At 61.4% G+C, this 18,267-nt stretch carries 22 protein-coding genes; 19 read left to right on the plus strand and 3 right to left on the minus strand.

All coding sequences use genetic code 11. The annotated features are described in order from the left end of the window. The first annotated feature begins 27 nt into the window (after positions 1–27). From BHD08_RS08070 to BHD08_RS08085, 4 genes are all read left to right on the plus strand, one after another. Positions 28–828, plus strand: coding sequence for a CheW domain-containing protein (locus BHD08_RS08070; RefSeq protein WP_125021398.1), 801 nt, complete (start codon positions 28–30; stop codon positions 826–828). An 82-nt stretch (positions 829–910) separates the two neighbouring features. Continuing rightward, positions 911–1,390, plus strand: coding sequence for a chemotaxis protein CheW (locus BHD08_RS08075; protein WP_015276597.1), 480 nt, complete (start codon positions 911–913; stop codon positions 1,388–1,390). A 3-nt stretch (positions 1,391–1,393) separates the two neighbouring features. Then, complete coding sequence (locus tag BHD08_RS08080) at positions 1,394–1,807, plus strand: DUF2802 domain-containing protein (protein WP_015276598.1); 414 nt, start codon at positions 1,394–1,396, stop codon at positions 1,805–1,807. Between the two features lie 134 nt (positions 1,808–1,941). Further along, positions 1,942–2,385 (plus strand): rhodanese-like domain-containing protein, encoded by a 444-nt coding sequence (locus BHD08_RS08085; protein ID WP_125021399.1) that lies wholly within the window; start codon positions 1,942–1,944, stop codon positions 2,383–2,385. On the opposite strand, the gene BHD08_RS08090 is transcribed toward BHD08_RS08085, so the two are convergent. Next, positions 2,366–2,698 (minus strand): EscU/YscU/HrcU family type III secretion system export apparatus switch protein, encoded by a 333-nt coding sequence (locus BHD08_RS08090; RefSeq protein ID WP_125021400.1) that lies wholly within the window; start codon positions 2,696–2,698, stop codon positions 2,366–2,368. The genes BHD08_RS08085 and BHD08_RS08090 overlap by 20 nt on opposite strands. Then, positions 2,695–4,224 carry a flagellar hook-length control protein FliK gene (locus tag BHD08_RS08095; RefSeq protein ID WP_125021401.1) on the minus strand — a complete coding sequence of 510 codons (1,530 nt, stop codon included), beginning with the start codon at positions 4,222–4,224 and terminating at the stop codon, positions 2,695–2,697. The genes BHD08_RS08090 and BHD08_RS08095 overlap by 4 nt, the downstream gene beginning before the upstream one ends. A gap of 135 nt (positions 4,225–4,359) precedes the next feature. Between BHD08_RS08095 and ccmA the strand changes: the two genes are divergently transcribed. The 15 genes from ccmA (at position 4,360) to BHD08_RS08170 (ending at position 17,560) form a co-directional block, all read left to right on the plus strand. Next, positions 4,360–4,995, plus strand: a complete 636-nt coding sequence (gene ccmA / locus BHD08_RS08100; protein ID WP_015276602.1) for a cytochrome c biogenesis heme-transporting ATPase CcmA — start codon at positions 4,360–4,362, stop codon at positions 4,993–4,995. Continuing rightward, positions 4,992–5,663: a heme exporter protein CcmB gene (gene ccmB, locus BHD08_RS08105; RefSeq protein ID WP_015276603.1), complete on the plus strand. Its 672-nt coding sequence runs from the start codon at positions 4,992–4,994 to the stop codon at positions 5,661–5,663. Before ccmA ends, ccmB begins: the two co-directional genes overlap by 4 nt. A gap of 92 nt (positions 5,664–5,755) precedes the next feature. After that, a complete protein-coding gene (locus tag BHD08_RS08110) occupies positions 5,756–6,511 on the plus strand; it encodes a heme ABC transporter permease (RefSeq protein WP_015276604.1) in 756 nt (251 codons plus the stop codon). Continuing rightward, positions 6,508–6,684, plus strand: coding sequence for a heme exporter protein CcmD (ccmD, locus tag BHD08_RS08115; protein WP_125021402.1), 177 nt, complete (start codon positions 6,508–6,510; stop codon positions 6,682–6,684). The genes BHD08_RS08110 and ccmD overlap by 4 nt, the downstream gene beginning before the upstream one ends. Next, the gene (ccmE, locus tag BHD08_RS08120; RefSeq protein ID WP_015276606.1) at positions 6,681–7,148 is read left to right on the plus strand and encodes a cytochrome c maturation protein CcmE; all 468 of its coding nucleotides are present in this window, start codon (positions 6,681–6,683) and stop codon (positions 7,146–7,148) included. The genes ccmD and ccmE overlap by 4 nt, the downstream gene beginning before the upstream one ends. Further along, positions 7,145–9,118 (plus strand): heme lyase CcmF/NrfE family subunit, encoded by a 1,974-nt coding sequence (locus tag BHD08_RS08125; RefSeq protein WP_125021403.1) that lies wholly within the window; start codon positions 7,145–7,147, stop codon positions 9,116–9,118. The genes ccmE and BHD08_RS08125 overlap by 4 nt, the downstream gene beginning before the upstream one ends. A 1-nt stretch (position 9,119) precedes the next feature. Beyond that, positions 9,120–9,650 (plus strand): DsbE family thiol:disulfide interchange protein, encoded by a 531-nt coding sequence (locus BHD08_RS08130; RefSeq protein ID WP_125021404.1) that lies wholly within the window; start codon positions 9,120–9,122, stop codon positions 9,648–9,650. Next, the gene (locus BHD08_RS08135) at positions 9,647–10,120 is read left to right on the plus strand and encodes a cytochrome c-type biogenesis protein (protein WP_015276609.1); all 474 of its coding nucleotides are present in this window, start codon (positions 9,647–9,649) and stop codon (positions 10,118–10,120) included. Before BHD08_RS08130 ends, BHD08_RS08135 begins: the two co-directional genes overlap by 4 nt. Then, positions 10,117–11,325 carry a c-type cytochrome biogenesis protein CcmI gene (gene ccmI, locus BHD08_RS08140; protein WP_125021405.1) on the plus strand — a complete coding sequence of 403 codons (1,209 nt, stop codon included), beginning with the start codon at positions 10,117–10,119 and terminating at the stop codon, positions 11,323–11,325. Before BHD08_RS08135 ends, ccmI begins: the two co-directional genes overlap by 4 nt. Before the next feature lie 18 nt (positions 11,326–11,343). Then, entirely contained in the window at positions 11,344–11,784 is a 441-nt protein-coding gene (locus tag BHD08_RS23120; RefSeq protein ID WP_218567504.1) for a hypothetical protein, read from the plus strand. Between the two features lie 143 nt (positions 11,785–11,927). Continuing rightward, positions 11,928–12,224 carry a hypothetical protein gene (locus BHD08_RS08150; RefSeq protein WP_015276612.1) on the plus strand — a complete coding sequence of 99 codons (297 nt, stop codon included), beginning with the start codon at positions 11,928–11,930 and terminating at the stop codon, positions 12,222–12,224. A 404-nt stretch (positions 12,225–12,628) separates the two neighbouring features. Then, complete coding sequence (locus tag BHD08_RS08155) at positions 12,629–14,098, plus strand: sigma-54 dependent transcriptional regulator (RefSeq protein WP_015276613.1); 1,470 nt, start codon at positions 12,629–12,631, stop codon at positions 14,096–14,098. A 175-nt stretch (positions 14,099–14,273) separates the two neighbouring features. Further along, a complete protein-coding gene (locus tag BHD08_RS08160; RefSeq protein WP_375708244.1) occupies positions 14,274–15,446 on the plus strand; it encodes a PAS domain-containing sensor histidine kinase in 1,173 nt (390 codons plus the stop codon). Continuing rightward, complete coding sequence (locus BHD08_RS08165; protein WP_125021407.1) at positions 15,446–16,843, plus strand: sigma-54 dependent transcriptional regulator; 1,398 nt, start codon at positions 15,446–15,448, stop codon at positions 16,841–16,843. Before BHD08_RS08160 ends, BHD08_RS08165 begins: the two co-directional genes overlap by 1 nt. Positions 16,844–16,900: 57 nt before the next feature. Next, positions 16,901–17,560: a thiopurine S-methyltransferase gene (locus BHD08_RS08170; RefSeq protein WP_125021408.1), complete on the plus strand. Its 660-nt coding sequence runs from the start codon at positions 16,901–16,903 to the stop codon at positions 17,558–17,560. A 16-nt stretch (positions 17,561–17,576) separates the two neighbouring features. On the opposite strand, the gene BHD08_RS08175 is transcribed toward BHD08_RS08170, so the two are convergent. Further along, positions 17,577–18,227 carry a DUF2959 domain-containing protein gene (locus tag BHD08_RS08175; RefSeq protein WP_125021409.1) on the minus strand — a complete coding sequence of 217 codons (651 nt, stop codon included), beginning with the start codon at positions 18,225–18,227 and terminating at the stop codon, positions 17,577–17,579. Positions 18,228–18,267 lie beyond the last annotated feature (40 nt).

Raw genomic sequence — 18,267 nt, forward strand, 5'->3', positions numbered from 1 at the left:
TTCAGATTCTCTTCTCGAGTTCGTTCCATGAGCCGCACCGTCCTCACAGAAACCCGTTCCCAGCTGGCGCTGCAGTCCTATCTCGATGGGTTGCTGCAGGACGCTGCCATCGAGCTGGCGGATTCGGTCAGTCAGGACGAGTTTCAGGCTGCAGTGCTCGAGGAGCAGCTGCGCGACACCCGCCAGAGCCAGCCGCCGCGCCTGGAGATTGTTCAGCCGGCAGCGCCGGTGCCGCCTGCGGTCGTCGTGCCGGAAGTGAGGCTGCCATCGACGCCGAACGTTGAGCCGGTGGTGAGGGTAGAGGTAGTGCCACAAACTCCGGCTGCGCCCGTCGCTGACGGTCAGCCGGCCTGGGCCGAGGAGCCATTTGAATGTCTGCTGTTCGATGTTGCCGGTTTGACGCTCGCAGTGCCGCTGGTATGTCTGGGGTCGATCTACCCGCTGGCCGACCAGGAGCTCACACCGCTGTTCGGTCAGCCTGACTGGTTTCTTGGCATACTGCCCAGCCAGGCGGGCAATCTGAAGGTGCTCGATACGGCGCGCTGGGTAATGCCGGATCGTTACCGCGAAGACTTCCGAGAAGGTTTGCAGTATGTGATTTCGGTGCAGGGCTACGAATGGGGGCTGGCGGTGCATCAGGTCAGCCGCTCGATTCGCCTTGACCCCAGTGAAGTCAAATGGCGCACGCAGCGCAGCCAGCGCCCGTGGCTGGCCGGTACGGTGATCGAGCACATGTGCGCCCTGGTCGACGTGACCGCACTTGCCGAATTGATCGCCAGCGGAGCAGTCAAGCAGCTGCCTGGTGCTGCAAAGCCTCGAGCGCACTGAATACATTCAAATATGGTCGCGCCCTGCGCGCGGCCCAGCGATAGAATCGACCGCCATAGCGGTAACTGAAGAAGGTGGGACTATGAAGATGACGTCTGCGCAGGGTTCCGAAGATCCTGTTCTGCAATGGGTGACCTTCCGTCTGGACAACGAGACGTACGGCATCAACGTAATGCAGGTGCAGGAAGTGCTGCGCTACACCGAGATCGCTCCGGTGCCGGGCGCGCCTAGCTATGTGCTCGGGATCATCAACCTGCGCGGCAATGTGGTGACGGTGATCGATACGCGTCAGCGCTTCGGTCTGGACACTGCGCCCGTTTCCGACAACACCCGTATCGTCATCATCGAGGCGGACCGTCAGGTTATCGGCATCATGGTCGATAGCGTTGCCGAAGTGGTCTATCTCCGGCAGTCCGAGATCGAAACCGCGCCAAACGTCGGCAACGACGAATCGGCCAAGTTTATCCAGGGTGTCTGCAACAAGAACGGCGAGCTGCTGATTCTGGTCGAACTCGACAAGATGATGAGCGAAGAAGAATGGGCCGAGCTTGAGAGCATCTGATACATGCTGATCGCGTCGCTGGTCGCATCGCTGGTTGCGCTGGCATTCTGCTGTCTGGGACTGTTGGGCTTCTGCCTATGGCTGCTCAGACGGCAGCGCCTGCTGGCAGAACAACAGCAGCAGCGCGATGCGAGCAGGGACAAGCGAATCAAGGAGCTGAGCAGCCGTCTGGATGCCTATCTGGAAGGCAGCTTGCGTATGGGCGACGAACTCCGCGAGCTGAGTCGTATGGTTGCGCCCTTGCCAGAGAAACTCTCTCAGCTCGAGCAGCGAGACCCGAATAATTTTGCCCTGTCCCAAGCGGCCAAACTGGTCGGCATGGGCGCTAGCATCGATGATCTGACGCAAACCTGTGGCCTTTCGCAGTCCGAGGCCGAGCTGATGAGCAAGTTGCACAAGGCTCGCCAGAAGCCCTGAACCCAATCAACTTCGCTTTTGACCGTCGTCCCGTCGGTCACTCGGAACCTCCAGCATCCCGCCCATTCCAAACCTCATCGGCTCAGCGTTATTGAGCGCGTCCATGTCTCGGACTCGGGACGAGGAGGGCAGTGATGCGGTGCGTACTGATTCTGCTGTTTTGCGTGGTTTCTTCTGCCTCCGTACAGGCCGCCGAAGCGCCCGATAACGTCGACGGGGCGCTGACCATCAACGTTTTTCAGGCCAAGCGATTGCACGAGCTGGGTGCTGTGTTCATCGATGTGCGTTCTGACCGCGAATGGCTATGGGGCCATGTCGAAGGCGCGGTGCATTTCGATCTCGCCAGTGGTTTCGCCAATCTGGCGGCTCGGGAGTGGCCCCGCGAGCTGCCGCTGGTTATCTACTGCGACAGCGAGATATGTCCGCGAAGCGCGGAGGCCACACGCTTGGCTGTTGCCTGGGGCTACCAGCAGGTTTTCTATTTCCGCTCGGGTTATTTCGCCTGGCAGCTGCACGATTTTCCGCAGATCACCAGCGAAGATCGGGCTGGCGCAACGCTCAATGCCCAGGCCCATTGAGTAACGGCAGCGGTGACGCAGACGGCTCGTGCTTCGCTGCCTGAAACCCTGGCGGACACTTGCCCTTCAGATACCAGGCGAAGGCGATGATCTCGGCAATGGTCCGATACAGCGCTTCAGGGATTTCGTCGCCTAGCTCCAGCCTTGCGAGCAGCCTCACCAGATCGGCGTTTTCGTAGATTGGCACCTCGTGTTCCCGGGCGATCGCCAGAATTGCCTCTGCCAGCTCATCGTCTCCTTTGGCGCTCAGGCTCGGTGCATTGACGCCGTCGTAGCTGAGAGCGATGGCCTGGCGCGGCGGTTTGTCGGTCATGCTTTTTCGTCCACGAAGCGTTGTTCGAGCGTGGTGCTGGGACCCTGCGGTGGTGTGCCCTGTCGACAGGACAGTTCGCCGACGTTCAATCCCGCTGCCTGCAGTCGACCGCGAAGATGGGTGAGTTCGGCGGCGACCAGTTGGGCCGTCGCGCCGCGTTCGGCCCAGAGCTGGCTGGACAGGGTGCCGCGTGTCAGCTGCGCCTGGACCTGCAGCGGGCCGAGGGGGGCGACATCGAACGCGAGTTCGATCTTCCAGAGCGGCTCGCCACGTTCCTTGTCATTCCTTTTGGGCTGATCCTCGCGCTGCATTTTTATCTGCAGCGGCACGATGTCGCGCTGATCGCGCATCGGCAACTCCAGCTGCCAGGTGGTGAGCAGTGCTCCATCCGGGCCGATCTGAGTCTGGGCGAGGCTGGACAGCTGATGAGTCTGCAGTCTCGATACCGCAGCGGCTGCGAGCTTGAGCAGCATCTCGAGGTCCGCCTCGTCTTCCAGGCCGGGTGGCAGCCGGGTCGGTAGCGGGAAGCCGGTTGCAAGCTGGCGAGCGCTGCTCTGTGCCAGAGAGCCCAGGGCCTGGCGGGCGAACGCTGGCAGTGCCTGGCCGAGCGTTGCTCCCGCTTGGGCGCCGGCCAGCGGCGTGCTGCCGGGAAGGTTGGGCATCTGTGCGAGCAGGCGCAGCAGTCCGGCCTTTAGGTCACCCTGCAGTCCGTCGGTTTGCCCGGCCAGCAGGCGCGCCTCAAGGAATACGCCACTTCTTCCAAGCGCGGCCGCGAGGGCCTTTGCGTCGCCAAGCTGCTGCATCTCCGGTATCGATCCAAGCAGTTTTTCGGCTGCTCCGCGCAGCCCATCCGGTAAACCGGAGGCTGTGCCCTGCAGCGCCTTGAACAGCCCTTCCAGTGAGGCCTGGCGGTTCTGTTGAGCCCCAAGCTGTTCGCCAAGATGCAGTTGATCAAGGCGTCCGCTCAGCGGGAGAAAGGCCAGTGATTGCCCGCCCTTGACCTGCGCGGTCAGGAGGCTGCCGAGTGCGAGCGGGCTTGCCGACTCGAGGTTCAGTTTCTGTCCGGCTACTGACGAGTTGAGCAGGCTGATGACTGCCTTGAAAACCTTCTGGCCGTCATCTGACTGCTGTTGGCTGGTCGCGACCACCCGGCCTTGAATGACGCTGCCAACGGGCAACTGTTGAAGATCAATCATCGACGCAGGCTGACGTCCCGCCGGTTGCGCTGAGGCGAGCAGACGGGTGTCCGACAGTGCGGTGATGATGTACGCGGTGCCGGGAGGCGGGGCCTTGTTGCTGCTGACCTCAACGGTTGCCTGGCGCCCGCTGCCCATGGTCAGGCGCAGCACCAGGCGGAATGCCTGCGCCGCCTCTCTGATGCTGATGACCTCCGCCTCGGCATTTTCACCCGCCGCGAGCAGGCCCTGCATTGGTTGAAGCAGCTTCAAGGCGAGGTCGCTGGCCGCTATCGCCGGGCGTTGCGCGCTGGCTGGTGGCAGAGCGGTGGTACTCTTGATCTCGGTCATCTTTCCTCAAATGCTCTTACAACCTTTCGCGTTTGCGGCCCTCGGCTCCGAGGGTTGCCATGTATAATTCCGCCCGCCAGGCCCTGCTCCCGAAGTATAGCGGCCAGGCCCATTTCATCTTGAGGTGTCGCTAGCGTGTCAACTCCCTTCCTCGAAGCTGTAGCGCTCGCTTGTGAGCGGGATTGGCGGCTGCTTTTCGACAAACTCGACCTGCGGCTCGAGAGCGGAGAGATGCTGCAGATTTCAGGGCCCAACGGCAGTGGCAAGACCAGTTTGCTGCGTTTGCTTTGCGGACTGATGCAGCCGACTGCTGGCGAAGTATTGCTCAATGGCCAGTCACTCAATGCCCAGCGTGGCGAGCTGGCGCGCAACCTGTTGTGGATCGGCCACGCAGCCGGAATCAAGGGCTTGCTGACGGCCGAAGAGAATCTCACCTGGCTTTGCGCATTGCACCAGCCGACCAACCGTGAAGCCATCTGGCACGCTCTTGCCGAAGTAGGACTGCGTGGTTTCGAGGACGTGCCCTGCCACACCCTTTCTGCTGGCCAGCAACGTCGCGTAGGCCTGGCGCGTCTTTATCTCTCACCGCCGCCGCTGTGGATTCTCGACGAACCCTTTACAGCCCTCGACAAACACGGTGTAGCGCAGCTTGAGAGGCACCTGGCTGCGCATTGCGAACAGGGTGGGTTGGTCGTGCTCACCACGCACCACAGCCTGACGGAAAAGCCTGCCGGTTATCGTGAACTGGATCTGGGGCAGCGTGCCGCATGAGTAGCGTATTCACATTGCTGCTGGCGCGGGAAACGCGCCTGTTGTTCCGCCGTCCGGCTGAGCTGGCCAACCCGCTGGTGTTCTTCGCCATCGTCATCGCTTTGTTTCCATTGGCGGTAGGGCCGGAAACGCAGCTGCTGCAAACCATTTCGCCTGGCCTGGTATGGGTCGCTGCGTTGCTGGCGGTGCTGCTCTCGCTCGATGGACTGTTTCGCAGCGATTTCGAGGATGGGTCGCTCGAGCAGTGGGTCGTTTCGCCGCACCCCCTCGCGCTCCTGGTGCTTGCCAAGGTGCTGGCACACTGGGCTTTTTCCGGTTTGGCGCTGGTTCTGCTGGCGCCGCTTTTGGGCTTGATGTTGGGGCTGCCGCTTGGGACCATTCCGGTGCTGCTGATCTCGCTGCTGCTTGGCACGCCGATTCTGAGCCTGCTCGGTGCGGTTGGCGCAGCACTGACAGTAGGGCTCAAGCGCGGCGGGCTTCTGCTGGCATTGCTCATCCTGCCTCTCTACATACCGGTATTGATCCTCGGCAGCGGTGCGCTTCAAGCGGCGCTGCAAGGGCTACCGGCAGTCGGGCATTTGCTCTGGTTGGCCAGCCTGACCGCGCTGGCCGTTACTCTTACACCCTTTGCGATAGCTGCCGGGCTGAAGATCAGCGTCGGCGAATAGCGACACACCAGATGGCCGGCGCTTGCGCCTGGTCGATGTAACGAATCTCGAGCCCCTGTCAGTCAGGGGCTCGCTGGACGATGAGTCATCCGATGAACTGGACATGGTTTCACAAGCTGGGCTCACCCAAATGGTTCTATGAAATCAGCGGTCGCTGGCTGCCCTGGCTGGCCTGGGCAGCCGTTCTGCTGGTCAGTGTCGGCGTGATCTGGGGGCTGGCGTTTGCGCCCGAGGATTACCAGCAGGGCAACAGTTTCCGGATCATCTACATCCACGTGCCGGCTGCGTTCCTGGCCCAGTCCATCTACGTCATGCTCGCCGTGGCGGGTGTGGTGGGGCTGGTCTGGAAAATGAAGCTCGCCGACGTCGCCTTGCAGCAGGCTGCGCCAATCGGCGCCTGGATGACCTTCATCGCACTGCTTACCGGCGCGGTTTGGGGCAAGCCGACCTGGGGTGCCTGGTGGGTCTGGGATGCCCGCCTGACCTCGATGCTCATTCTGCTGTTCCTGTACTTCGGCATCATTGCGCTCGGCCAGGCCATCAGTAATCGTGACAGCGCGGCCAAGGCTTGCGCGGTGTTGGCCATCGTTGGTGTGGTGAACATCCCGATCATCAAATATTCGGTGGAGTGGTGGAACACGTTGCACCAGCCCGCCACCTTCAAGGTCACCGAGAAACCAGCCATGCCCGTGGAAATGTGGCTGCCACTGCTGGTGATGGTGATCGGTTTCTACTGCTTCTTTACCGTGGTGCTGCTGATGCGCATGCGTCTGGAAGTGCTGCGCCGTGAATCGCGTGCCAGCTGGGTGAAGAATGAGGTCAAGGCTCTGGTAGGAAACAACTCGTGAACTTTTCGTCCTTCGCCGATTTCATCGCCATGGGCAATCATGGCGTGTACGTCTGGACCTCTTACGGCATCAGCCTGGCTGTCCTGATTCTCAACGTCGTACTGCCTGTAGTGGCCCGTCGACGTTACCTGCAAGATGAGGCGCGTCGTTTGCGCCGGGAGGAATCGAAGTGAATCCGGTGCGCAAGAAGCGTCTTTTCATCGTCCTGGCGATTGTCGCTGGTGTCGGTATCGCCGTGGCGCTGGCGTTGTCCGCCCTGCAGCAGAACATCAACCTGTTCTACACGCCGACCCAGATCGCAGCGGGTGAAGCGCCGGAGGGCACCCGAATCCGTGCGGGGGGGCTGGTCGAGGAAGGATCGGTCAAGCGCACCAACGATTCGCTGAGCGTCGCCTTCCGTGTCACCGACGGCGCCCAGGCGATCACCATCACCTACCAGGGGATCCTCCCGGACCTGTTCCGTGAAGGGCAGGGCATCGTCGCGCTGGGTCGGGTCAATGCCGACGGCGTGCTGGTGGCCGACGAGGTACTGGCCAAGCATGACGAAAACTACATGCCGCCCGAAGTGACTCAGGCGCTGGAGAAGAGCGGCATGATGAAACACTACGAGGGTGGCAAGCAGGAGTATGCGAAATGATTCCTGAGCTCGGCCATCTGGCGATGATTCTGGCGTTGTGCCTGGCGGTGGTGCAGGCCACGCTCCCCCTGATCGGTGCCTGGCGCGGCGACCGGCAGTGGATGGGCCTGGCGCAACCGGCTGCCTGGGGCCAGTTCGCCTTTCTCGGCTTCTCCTTTGCCTGCCTGACCTATGCATTCATGGTCGACGACTTCTCCGTCGCCTATGTCGCGCACAATTCCAACAGTGCCTTGCCCTGGTACTACAAATTCAGCGCCGTCTGGGGTGCGCACGAAGGCTCGCTGTTGCTGTGGGCTTTCATCCTGGCTGGCTGGACCTTCGCTGTGGCGGTGTTCTCCCGTCAGCTTCCGGAGGACATGCTGGCGCGCGTGCTGGGCGTCATGGGGCTTATCAGCATCGGCTTCCTGCTGTTCCTGATCGTCACGTCCAACCCCTTCGAGCGCCTGCTGCCTCAGGTTCCGATGGATGGTCGCGACCTCAACCCGCTGCTGCAGGATTTCGGCCTTATCGTCCACCCGCCGATGCTCTACATGGGCTATGTGGGCTTCTCTGTAGCCTTTGCTTTTGCAATCGCCGCGCTGCTCGGCGGTCGCCTGGATGCCGCTTGGGCCCGCTGGTCCCGTCCGTGGACGCTCGTTGCGTGGGCGTTCCTGGGGTTGGGTATCGCACTGGGTTCCTGGTGGGCGTATTACGAGCTCGGCTGGGGCGGCTGGTGGTTCTGGGATCCCGTGGAGAATGCCTCCTTCATGCCTTGGTTGGTCGGGACCGCGTTGATTCACTCGCTTGCGGTTACCGAGAAGCGTGGCGTGTTCAAGAGCTGGACAGTCTTGCTGGCAATCGCTGCCTTCTCCCTGAGCTTGCTCGGCACCTTCCTGGTTCGTTCGGGCGTACTGACGTCGGTGCATGCATTCGCTACTGACCCCGAGCGCGGCGTCTTCATTCTGGTCTTCCTGCTGATGGTGGTCGGCGGTTCGCTGACCTTGTTTGCGCTGCGCGCGCCGGTGGTCAAGAGTCAGGTCGGCTTCGGCCTCTGGTCTCGCGAAACGCTGTTGCTGGTCAATAACTTGCTGCTCGTCGTGGCCACCGCAATGATTCTGCTCGGCACGCTCTATCCGTTGCTACTGGATGCGTTGTCCGGCGCCAAGCTCTCCGTTGGGCCTCCGTACTTCAACGCCATGTTCGTGCCGCTGATCGGCGCGCTGATGGTCACGCTCGGCGTAGGCATCCTGGTGCGCTGGAAGGACACGCCGCTGAAGTGGTTGCTCGGCATGCTCACGCCGGTGCTGATCACCAGCGTGGTGCTCGGCGGGCTGGGCTCGTTGCTCTTCGGCGACTTCAACTGGGCGGTGCTTGCAGTGTCACTGCTGGCGGCCTGGGTGGTCATCGCCAGCATTCGTGATCTGCTGGACAAGACTCGTCACAAGGGCCTGCTCAAGGGTGTGCGCAGCCTGGCACCCAGCTACTGGGGGATGCACCTGGCGCACCTCGGGTTGGCTGTCTGTGCCATTGGCGTGGTGCTCACCAGCCATCAGAGTGCCGAGCGCGACCTGCGCTTGGCCCCCGGTGAGTCGCTGTCGCTTGGCGGCTACGAGTTCGTCTTCGAAGGCGCCGTGCACCATGAGGGGCCGAACTTCACCTCGGACAAGGCGACCATTCGCGTGCTCGATGGCGACAAGCAGATCGCGACGCTGCATCCGGAGAAGCGCCTGTACACCGTGCAGCAGATGCCAATGACCGAGGCCGGCATCGATGCGGGATTTACCCGCGATCTCTATGTCGCGCTGGGTGAGCCACTGGGCGACGGCGCCTGGGCTGTGCGCGTGCACATCAAGCCCTTCGTGCGCTGGATCTGGCTTGGCGCATTGATGATGGGGCTAGGTGGTGTGCTGGCGGCGAGCGATCGTCGCTATCGAGTCAAGGTGAAGACCCGGGTGCGCGAGGCGCTGGGTATGGCCGCGCAAGGAGCCTGATGTGAAACGATTGCTGATGTTGCTGCCGCTGGTGATTTTCCTGGTGGTAGCCGTGTTCCTCTATCGCGGCCTGTTTCTAGATCCGTCAGAACTGCCTTCGGCGTTGATCGGCAAGCCGCTACCGGCCTTTTCGCTTCCGTCGGTGGAAGACGAGCAGCGCGTGATCACCGCTGCTGATCTCAAAGGCAAGCCGGCATTGGTCAACGTCTGGGCAACCTGGTGTGTCGCCTGCAAGGTCGAGCACCCGGTGCTGAACCGCCTGGCCGCCCAGGGCGTGGTGATTCACGGGGTCAATTACAAGGACGACAACGCTGCGGCACTCAAATGGTTGAGCGAATTCCATGATCCCTATCAGCTGAACATCCGTGACGAGCGCGGCAGTCTCGGCCTGGATCTGGGCGTTTACGGTGCACCCGAAACGTTCCTGATCGACAAGCAGGGCATCATTCGTCACAAGTTCGTAGGTGTGATCGATGATCGCGTCTGGCGCGAACAGCTGGCAGCGCTTTATCAGGAACTGGTGGACGAATGAAGCGACTTATCCACGGTATGTTGCTTGGCCTTTTTCTGGCCACGACTGCCCAGGCTGCAATCGATACCTATGAGTTCAGGGATGAGGCTGAGCGCGAGCGTTATCGGACATTGACCGAAGAGCTGCGCTGCCCCAAGTGCCAGAATCAGAATATCGCTGATTCCAATGCGCCAATCGCCATGGACTTGCGCCAAGAGATCTTCCGCATGCTGGAAGAAGGTCAAAACAATGACCAGATCATCAATTATCTGGTGGACCGTTATGGCGACTTCGTGCGCTACAACCCGCCGGTGAATGCCAAGACGCTCCTGCTTTGGTACGGGCCGGCCGGCTTGCTGGTGCTGGGCTTCGGTGTGCTGACCATGATCCTGGTGCGCCGTCGTCGGGTCGAGAAGGCCCCAGCGTCGAATACCCTTTCCGAGACCGAGCGCGAGCGTCTCGCCCAGCTTCTGGATAAAAAAGACTCATGACCGATTTCTGGATCGCCGCCGGCGCCTTGCTGCTGGTGGCATTGGCTTTCCTGCTTATTCCGATTCTCCATGGCCGTCGAGCCCAGTCCGAGGAGGACCGTACCGCGCTGAACGTAGCGCTGTACGAGGAACGTCTGGCTGAGCTCGTTGCTCAGCACGGCGCCGGCACCTTGAGTGACGCGCAGCTGGAGGCCGGGCGGGCCGATGCTGCTCGCGAGCTCCTTGAGGATACCGAGGGCAGCGAAACACCCCGGATCGCCAAGCTGGGCCGCAGCGTACCCCTGATCGCCGCGGTGCTGGTACCCCTGGTGGGCTACGGGCTCTATACGCACTGGGGCGCCAGTGACAAGGTGCAGATGGCTCGCCAGTTTTCTGAGCAACCGCGCACAGTCGAAGAAATGACGGCTCACCTGGAGCAGGCCGTGCAGGATCAGCCAGATTCGGCCGAGGCCTGGTATTTCCTCGGGCGCACCTATATGAATCAGGAGCGTCCAGGCGATGCGGCCAAGGCTTTTTCACGCGTCGTGGAAATCGCCGGGCGCCAGCCTGAGCTGCTTGGCCAATGGGCGCAGGCCCTGTACTTCGCTCGTGACCGTAAGTGGTCCGAAGAACTGCAAGCGCTCACTGACGAAGCACTACAGAGTGATCCGCAAGAATTGACGAGCCTTGGCCTGCTCGGCATCGCTGCGTACGAGGAGTCGCGTTATCAGGACGCGGTACGTTTCTGGGAGCAGCTGGTAGCGGCACTGCCTGAAGAGGACCCTTCGCGGGAAGCTATCCGCGGCGGTATCGAGCGTGCACGGCAGCAGATCGATGGCGATTCCGCGGTCGAGCAAGCACAGTCAGCTGCCAATGCAGGCACCACGCTGGAAATTCAGGTGGCATTGGACCCCAAGGTTGTGGAGTCTGTGTCGCCGCAAGACACCGTGTTCGTTTTCGCTCGGGCGGTTTCGGGACCTCCGGTTCCGCTGGCAGCCAAGCGTCTGACGGTTGCGGATCTACCAGCAACCATCACCCTGGGTGACGCCGATGCCATGGTTCCTTCGATGAAGATCTCCAGTGTCGAGCAGGTCATGGTGATGGCGCGGATATCACGTTCCGGCGACGCAACAAAAGGGGAGTGGATGGGTCAAAGCGAAGCCGTCGCTACCGGCGGCGACCAGAGCGCCGTGCGTCTGGTGATCGATCGCGCCGAGGCTCGCTGATTCACTCATGAGGTAAAGATGGCAACGTTAACGTCAGTACGCCCGTTAATGCCTGTGCGGCTAGGTCTGCGTGCCACCCTGCTCGGACTGACGCTGTTGCTCGGTGCCTGTGCGGGGAGTCCCTATGATTCCACGCCGCAGGCGCCAATGCCTGCCCCTGTCCCCCGCGCCCCAGAGCCGAGCGGTCCGGTGATCGCACCCCCGCCCATCAAGGCACCGTCGGTACCGCGAGCGCCTACTACCCAGAAGAGCCATCCGCGTTACGCACCTCCGCCGCATGTACCAGCGCACTGGGACAACAGCTTGGGGGTCTACGTCGTGGAGGGTCGTGATCTCTTCTATCGCGAGCGACTGTACTACCGCTGGGACGGAGACTGGTTCTGTGCAGGGCGCCCGGACGGTCCCTGGGAACCGGTCGCGCCACCCAGCGTTCCGCCAGGCCTGCGTGACCGTTTCTGAGCGGGCAGCGCCGGTCGAGACTTTTACGCTCCTTGCTAAAGGCGAATCGTTGTTTGCCGATACAGGGTCAGCAGCGTTGCTTTGCAACGTCCCAGCTGATTCGGCAAACGCCGTCGCATCGGGTCTAGGCCCAGGAGTCGATCATGATTGCTTCCCTCAAGCGCCTCGAAGAAACCGGTACTGCGCTGCGCGATGCGCTGGCTCAGCAGAACTGGGCGGCGATCGGCTTGCTTGATCGCGAATGTCGGCACGCTGTGGATGAGGCAATGCAAGAGCAAGAGCGTGACAACGATCAGGTGCGCCAGCGCCTGCAGGAACTGTTGGACCTCTACGGCGAACTGGTAATGACTTGTCAGCTCGAGCGGGTCCGCGTCGCTGGCGAGCTGCGCCAGTTGAATCAGCCAAAGCAGATCGCCAGGGTTTACAAATTATTTGGCTAACACATGCCTTGCACTTGCATATCTTCCCGACCCCGCACTTCTACAACTCCCTCTCCGTGTTCGCCGCTCGGCCTGCGTTGAGCGCTGCTTCGTCGTTTTAATCATTACGAAATATGTGGCATTATGTCGCCATTATTTCGACATCGATGTGATGGATCAACGGCTACTGCGCTGCAAATCCGGTTAATTGACGCCATCGTGCGTTGAACTTGCCTAACGAAACCTGAGTCCTCTCACTAGGCGCTGATTTTTCGCTCGTTCTTTGGTCGCTAATTCACGCCATAAATTTGACTCAGTTCATTTTTTCATTAATCTACCTGTCTTCTGCCATGAGCGTGGTCGCCTTCTCTTCTTGGATGCGAGCGCAGGCCTCCTTTAAGCCTCTATAGGGCCCTATAAACAAGATGTGGCGTGAAACCAAGATTTTGTTGATAGATGATGATCGTGACCGTCGGCGGGATCTGACGGTCATCCTGAATTTTCTCAGTGAAGATCATCTGGCCTGCTCTAGTGATGAGTGGCAAGACGCAGTCGCCGGCCTGGAGTCCAGTCGTGTGGTGAACGGCGTCATGCTGGGCAATGTCTCGTCGAGGGGGGGCGCGGCTGAATTGATCAAGCAAATGGGCAAGTGGGACGAGAATGTTCCGCTGCTGTTGATCGGTGAACCTGCGCCAGCCGACTGGCCGGACGATGTCCGGCGCCGCGTGCTTACCAGCCTGGAGATGCCGCCGAGCTACAACAAGCTTCTCGACTCGCTGCACCGCGCACAGATCTATCGCGAGATGTACGACCAGGCCAAGTCCCGCGGTCGGCAACGCGAGCCCAATCTGTTCCGTAGTCTGGTTGGAACCAGCAGGGCTGTTCAGCATGTTCGGCAGATGATGGAGCAGGTTGCTGATACGGAAGCCAGTGTGCTGATTCTTGGGGAGTCTGGTACCGGTAAAGAAGTGGTTGCGCGAAACCTGCACTACCACTCCAAGCGCCGTCAGGGTCCGTTCGTTCCCGTAAACTGCGGAGCGATTCCCGCTGAGTTGCTGGAAAGCGAGTTGTTCGGCCACGAAAAGGGCGCTTTTACCGGCGCCATCACGGCTCGTTCCGGTCGCTTCGAGCTGGCCGAAGGCGGCACGCTGTTCCTCGACGAAATCGGTGACATGCCGCTGCCCATGCAGGTCAAGCTGCTCCGGGTTCTGCAGGAGCGTACCTTCGAGCGCGTCGGCAGCAACCGTACGCAGAATGCCGACGTCCGCATCATTGCTGCGACGCACAAGGATCTGGAGAAGATGATCGAGGAGGGGACCTTTCGCGAGGACCTCTACTACCGCCTGAACGTCTTCCCCATCGAAATGGCGCCGCTGCGCGAGCGCGTCGAAGACATCCCGTTGCTGATGAACGAGTTGATTTCGCGTATGGAGCATGAAAAGCGCGGCTCCATCCGTTTCAATTCTGCTGCGATCATGTCTCTTTGCCGGCACGACTGGCCGGGCAACGTCCGTGAGCTGGCCAACCTGGTCGAGCGTATGGCGATCATGCACCCGTACGGTGTCATTGGTGTCATGGAGCTACCGAAGAAGTTTCGTCATGTTGATGACGATGACGAGCAGTACGCGACCAGCTTGCATGACGAGATGGAGGAGCGCGCCGCCATCAGCGCACCGATGGTGGTGCCCGAGGCGCAGGCCATGCTGCCGGTCGAAGGCCTTGATCTTAAAGAGTACCTTGGCAACCTTGAGCAAGGACTCATTCACCAGGCGTTGGAAGATGCGGGCGGCGTGGTTGCTCGTGCTGCCGAGCGTCTGCGTATCCGTCGCACGACACTTGTGGAGAAGATGCGCAAGTACGGCATGAACCGCCGCGACGACGATATGGGCGAATAAGCGGCATTGCCGGACGAAGGCCACCTGAGCGGTGGCCTTTTTCGTTTCCAACCCTAAACATTGGTCCTGGCTGCCTCCGCAGGGGCCGCTGCGTGGGCATGAAGATTGCTCAGTGCATGCAACCGACCATCTTTTGACAGGCACAAGTGGACCCGTGAAATTCCTCGCAAGGCCTCTGGCAGACCCGTTACGTCCGGTAGATACGTGCGCGTTGACCGGTTCACTTGAGCTTTTTCGCCAATTATCCGGGCAGCTCGGGGCGTCGGAGGACTTCTTACGCGCGCATGTCGGTGAACTACAAGAACGCCTGGCCGAGGCGGGAGCGCTGCGCCGGCAGGAGCTGGAGGAAAAGGAGCGGCTTGCCCACAGGCTGCAGAACGTGCTCGACCTGCTGCCTGGCGGCGTAATCGTGATCGATGGGCACGGCGTCGTGCGCGACGCTAACCCGGTCGGCCTCGAGCTTCTTGGCGAACCTCTTGTAGGTGCGCTCTGGCGCGACGTCATCGGTCGCTGCTTCGCGCCGCGCAAGGACGACGGGCATGAGGTTTCGCTACGCAACGGCCGTCGACTATCGATCGCCACTCGCTCGCTCAGCGGGGAGCCTGGTCAGCTGGTTCTGCTCACCGACCTTACCGAAACGCGGCGCCTGCAGGGCCAGTTGGCGCGCCACGAGCGATTGTCATCACTGGGGCGCATGGTTGCTTCGCTTGCCCATCAGATTCGTACGCCCTTATCTACTGCCTTGCTGTATGCCAGCCATCTCGAGCAGGGTGGTTTGAGCGAAGAACAACAGCGCCGTTTCGCCGGCAACCTGAAGGCCCGCCTGCACGAGCTGGAGCATCAGGTTCGCGACATGCTGGTCTTTGCTCGAGGCGACCTGCCGTTGAATGACCGGCTGACTCCAGGGGAGTTGCTGTGTGCCCTGCGGTCGGCGGCTGAGTCGCAGCTGCAGGGTGTCGCGGTGCGCTGGCAATGCGACGTGCGCGGCGGGGAGATTTTTTGCAATCGCGATACCTTGATCGGTGCCTTGCTCAACCTGGTCGAGAACGCCCTGCAGGCCTGTGAAGGGGAGCGACGCCTTAAGATCCATCTGTATCGCCGTGAGGAAACCTTGCGTATTTGCGTAAGCGACAACGGCAAAGGTGTCGACGCCGATATCCTGGCCCGCTTGGGCGAGCCGTTTTTTACTACCCGCGCTACGGGGACCGGGCTAGGACTTGCGGTGGCAAAGGCCGTTGCCAGAGCGCATCACGGAGAGTTGCAGCTGCGCTCGCGCTGCGGTCGCGGGACCTGTGCTTCGGTGACCCTGCCGCTGATCCCTGTCTCTTCCTTCCCCGGGAGGTCCTGATGGCTGCCAAGATACTTCTGGTGGAAGACGACCGTGCCCTGCGCGAAGCCTTGGGTATAACGCTGGAGCTCGGTGGCTACGCTTACTGTGCCGTTGACAGTGCCGAGGCGGCGTTGAGCGTTCTGCAGCAGGACATGTTCAGTCTGGTTGTCAGTGACGTGAACATGCCAGGGATGGATGGGCACGAGCTGCTTGCTTTGATCCGCAAGCGCTACCCGCAGATCCCGGTTCTGCTGATGACTGCCTTTGGTGCCGTGGCGCGCGCGGTGGATGCAATGCGCGAAGGGGCCATCGACTATCTCGTCAAGCCGTTCGAGCCGAACACGCTGCTGGAGCTATTGCGAAGGCACATCAATGGCGCCCTCGACGCTGCCGACGCAGAAGGCCCGGTGGCCTGTGACGCATCTAGCCAGCAGCTGCTGGGCCTTGCCCGGCGCGTAGCGCAAAGCGATTCGACGGTGCTGATTTCTGGCGAGTCAGGCACGGGCAAGGAAGTACTGGCTCGCTACATCCATCAGCAATCTCCGCGAAGTAAAAGGCCATTTATCGCCATCAACTGCGCGGCGATCCCGGACAACATGCTCGAGGCGACGCTGTTCGGGCACGAGAAGGGCGCGTTTACCGGAGCGATCGCCAGTCAACCGGGCAAATTCGAGCAGGCCGATGGCGGCACCTTGCTGCTCGATGAAATCTCCGAAATGCCGCTAGGGTTGCAGGCGAAGTTGTTGCGTGTGCTGCAGGAGCGTGAAGTCGAACGCGTGGGCGGACGCCGACCTATTGCGCTGGATATTCGCGTACTCGCCACCACCAACCGTGACCTCGTCGGCGAGGTGGCAGCAGGCCGCTTCCGTGAGGACTTGTACTATCGCCTGTCGGTGTTCCCCTTGTCGTGGTCTCCGCTACGCCAGCGCCCCGCTGACATTCTGCCGCTGGCCGAACGCTTGCTGGCCAGCCACGCCAGAAAGATGCGGCAGGGTTCAGCGCAGCTTTCCGCGGCGGCACAGCGCTGCCTGCTCGGGCATCCCTGGCCGGGAAATGTGCGTGAGCTGGACAATGCCATCCAGCGCGCGCTGATTTTGCAGCAGGGCGGGCTGATCCAGCCCGAGGATCTGTGCCTCTCGGGTGTGAGTAACGTTGCCAGCCTGCCGACTCCTGTTGCCGTCGCGCAGACGCCCTCCGATTTGATCACCGAAGGGCCGCGCGAGTCCTGCTCCGCGCTGGGCGATGACCTGCGGCGGCGCGAGTTTCAGTTGATCATCGATACCCTGCGTGCGGAACGCGGGCGACGCAAGGAAACAGCTGATCGTCTGGGCATCAGCGCGCGCACACTGCGCTACAAGCTTGCACAGATGCGCGACGCCGGGATGGACGTCGAGGCAGCGCTCTATACCAGCTGACGTGCGCTGTGGCATAGCTCTGATAAGCTGCCGCCATCACAGGATGGAGGTTCACAGGTGCACGAAGACTTCTGGCAGGAGCGTTGGGCTCGCAACGAGATCGGTTTTCATCTTGACGACGTACACCCCGGTCTTCGTCGTCACTGGCCGCGACTGGCGGTTCCGGCAGGTGCCACGGTGCTGGTGCCGCTATGTGGCAAGAGTCTGGATCTGGCCTGGCTCGCCGGGCAGGGGTATCGGGTGCTGGGCGTCGAGCTGAGTCAGAAGGCTGTCGAAGCATTTTTCTCCGAACAGCAGCTTGAGGCCGAGGTTTCTCAGGAAGGGGCGTACCGAGTCTATCGCGCTGGCGCGCTGGAAATCCGTTGTGGCGATTTCTTCGCGCTCAGTGCCGAGGATGTGGCTGCATGCCAAGGGGTCTACGACCGTGCAGCGCTGATCGCCCTGCCACCCGCAATGCGTGAGCGCTACGCGACCCTGCTGACGGCCATCCTGCCGGCGGGCTGTCAGCAATTGCTGGTCACGCTGGACTACGACCAGGCGGAAATGGACGGCCCACCGTTTGCTGTCAGCCCGAGCGAAGTGCGCGAGCTGTATGCCGCGGGATGGGATGTCGAGTTGCTGGAGGCAAAGGAGGTGCTGGAGCGCAATCCACGTATGCGTGAGCGCGGCCTGCAGCGGCTTGAGGAGCAGTTCCACAGATTGCAACGGCGGGGCTAGCCGCCGTTGCCTAGGATCAAGATCGGTTATCCGCCTGTAGACGGCGAATGAAGGTATCGGCCTCGTCGATGGCGCGCTGCATCTCCGCCATCAGCTGGTCGACGTTGCCTTGCAGCGTCCGGTATTCGCCGTGCAAGGCGCTGATAGCGCGGGCGTTGAGGTTGTGCTTGAGGAACAGCACCTGGTCCCTGAGCACGCTGAGCACCGGCTCGATGCGCTTTTCCGCGGCCTTCATGCGCTGAAGCAAGGTGCGGTACTCGGCGCGGGTGCGGCTGAGTTCTTTAGCGCTGGCGGCCTTGAGGCTGGCATTGCTGTATTGCTTGAGCTCGTTTTCCCATTCCTTGAATAGCGCGTCGGCTACGTCCTCCACCGCCTCGATGCGAGTTCGAACATCGCGGGCGCTCGCTACGCTGGCTTCGTACTCGCGATTGAGCGCTTCGTAGCGTTTCTCCAGATCACCGCCCTTGACCTCGACAACGCTGCGATAGCGCTCAAGGGCGTCCTTGAATTGCTGCTTGGCTTCCTGTTGCGAGTCGCGGGCATCCTCCACTCGGGTCACGAGAATGTCGCGCTTGTGAATGCCAGCCTTCTCCATGGCGGAGTAGTAGGCGCTCTGGCAGCCTGATAATGCGAGCAGAGCGCAGCAGGCAATGATGAAACGGCGCATGGCGATTCCTTGTATGCGGGTTGAGTCAGCATAGACAAAC

It is taken from the genome of Pseudomonas sp. SCT (assembly GCF_003864275.1).
GTDB classification, from domain to species: domain Bacteria; phylum Pseudomonadota; class Gammaproteobacteria; order Pseudomonadales; family Pseudomonadaceae; genus Stutzerimonas; species Stutzerimonas stutzeri_AE.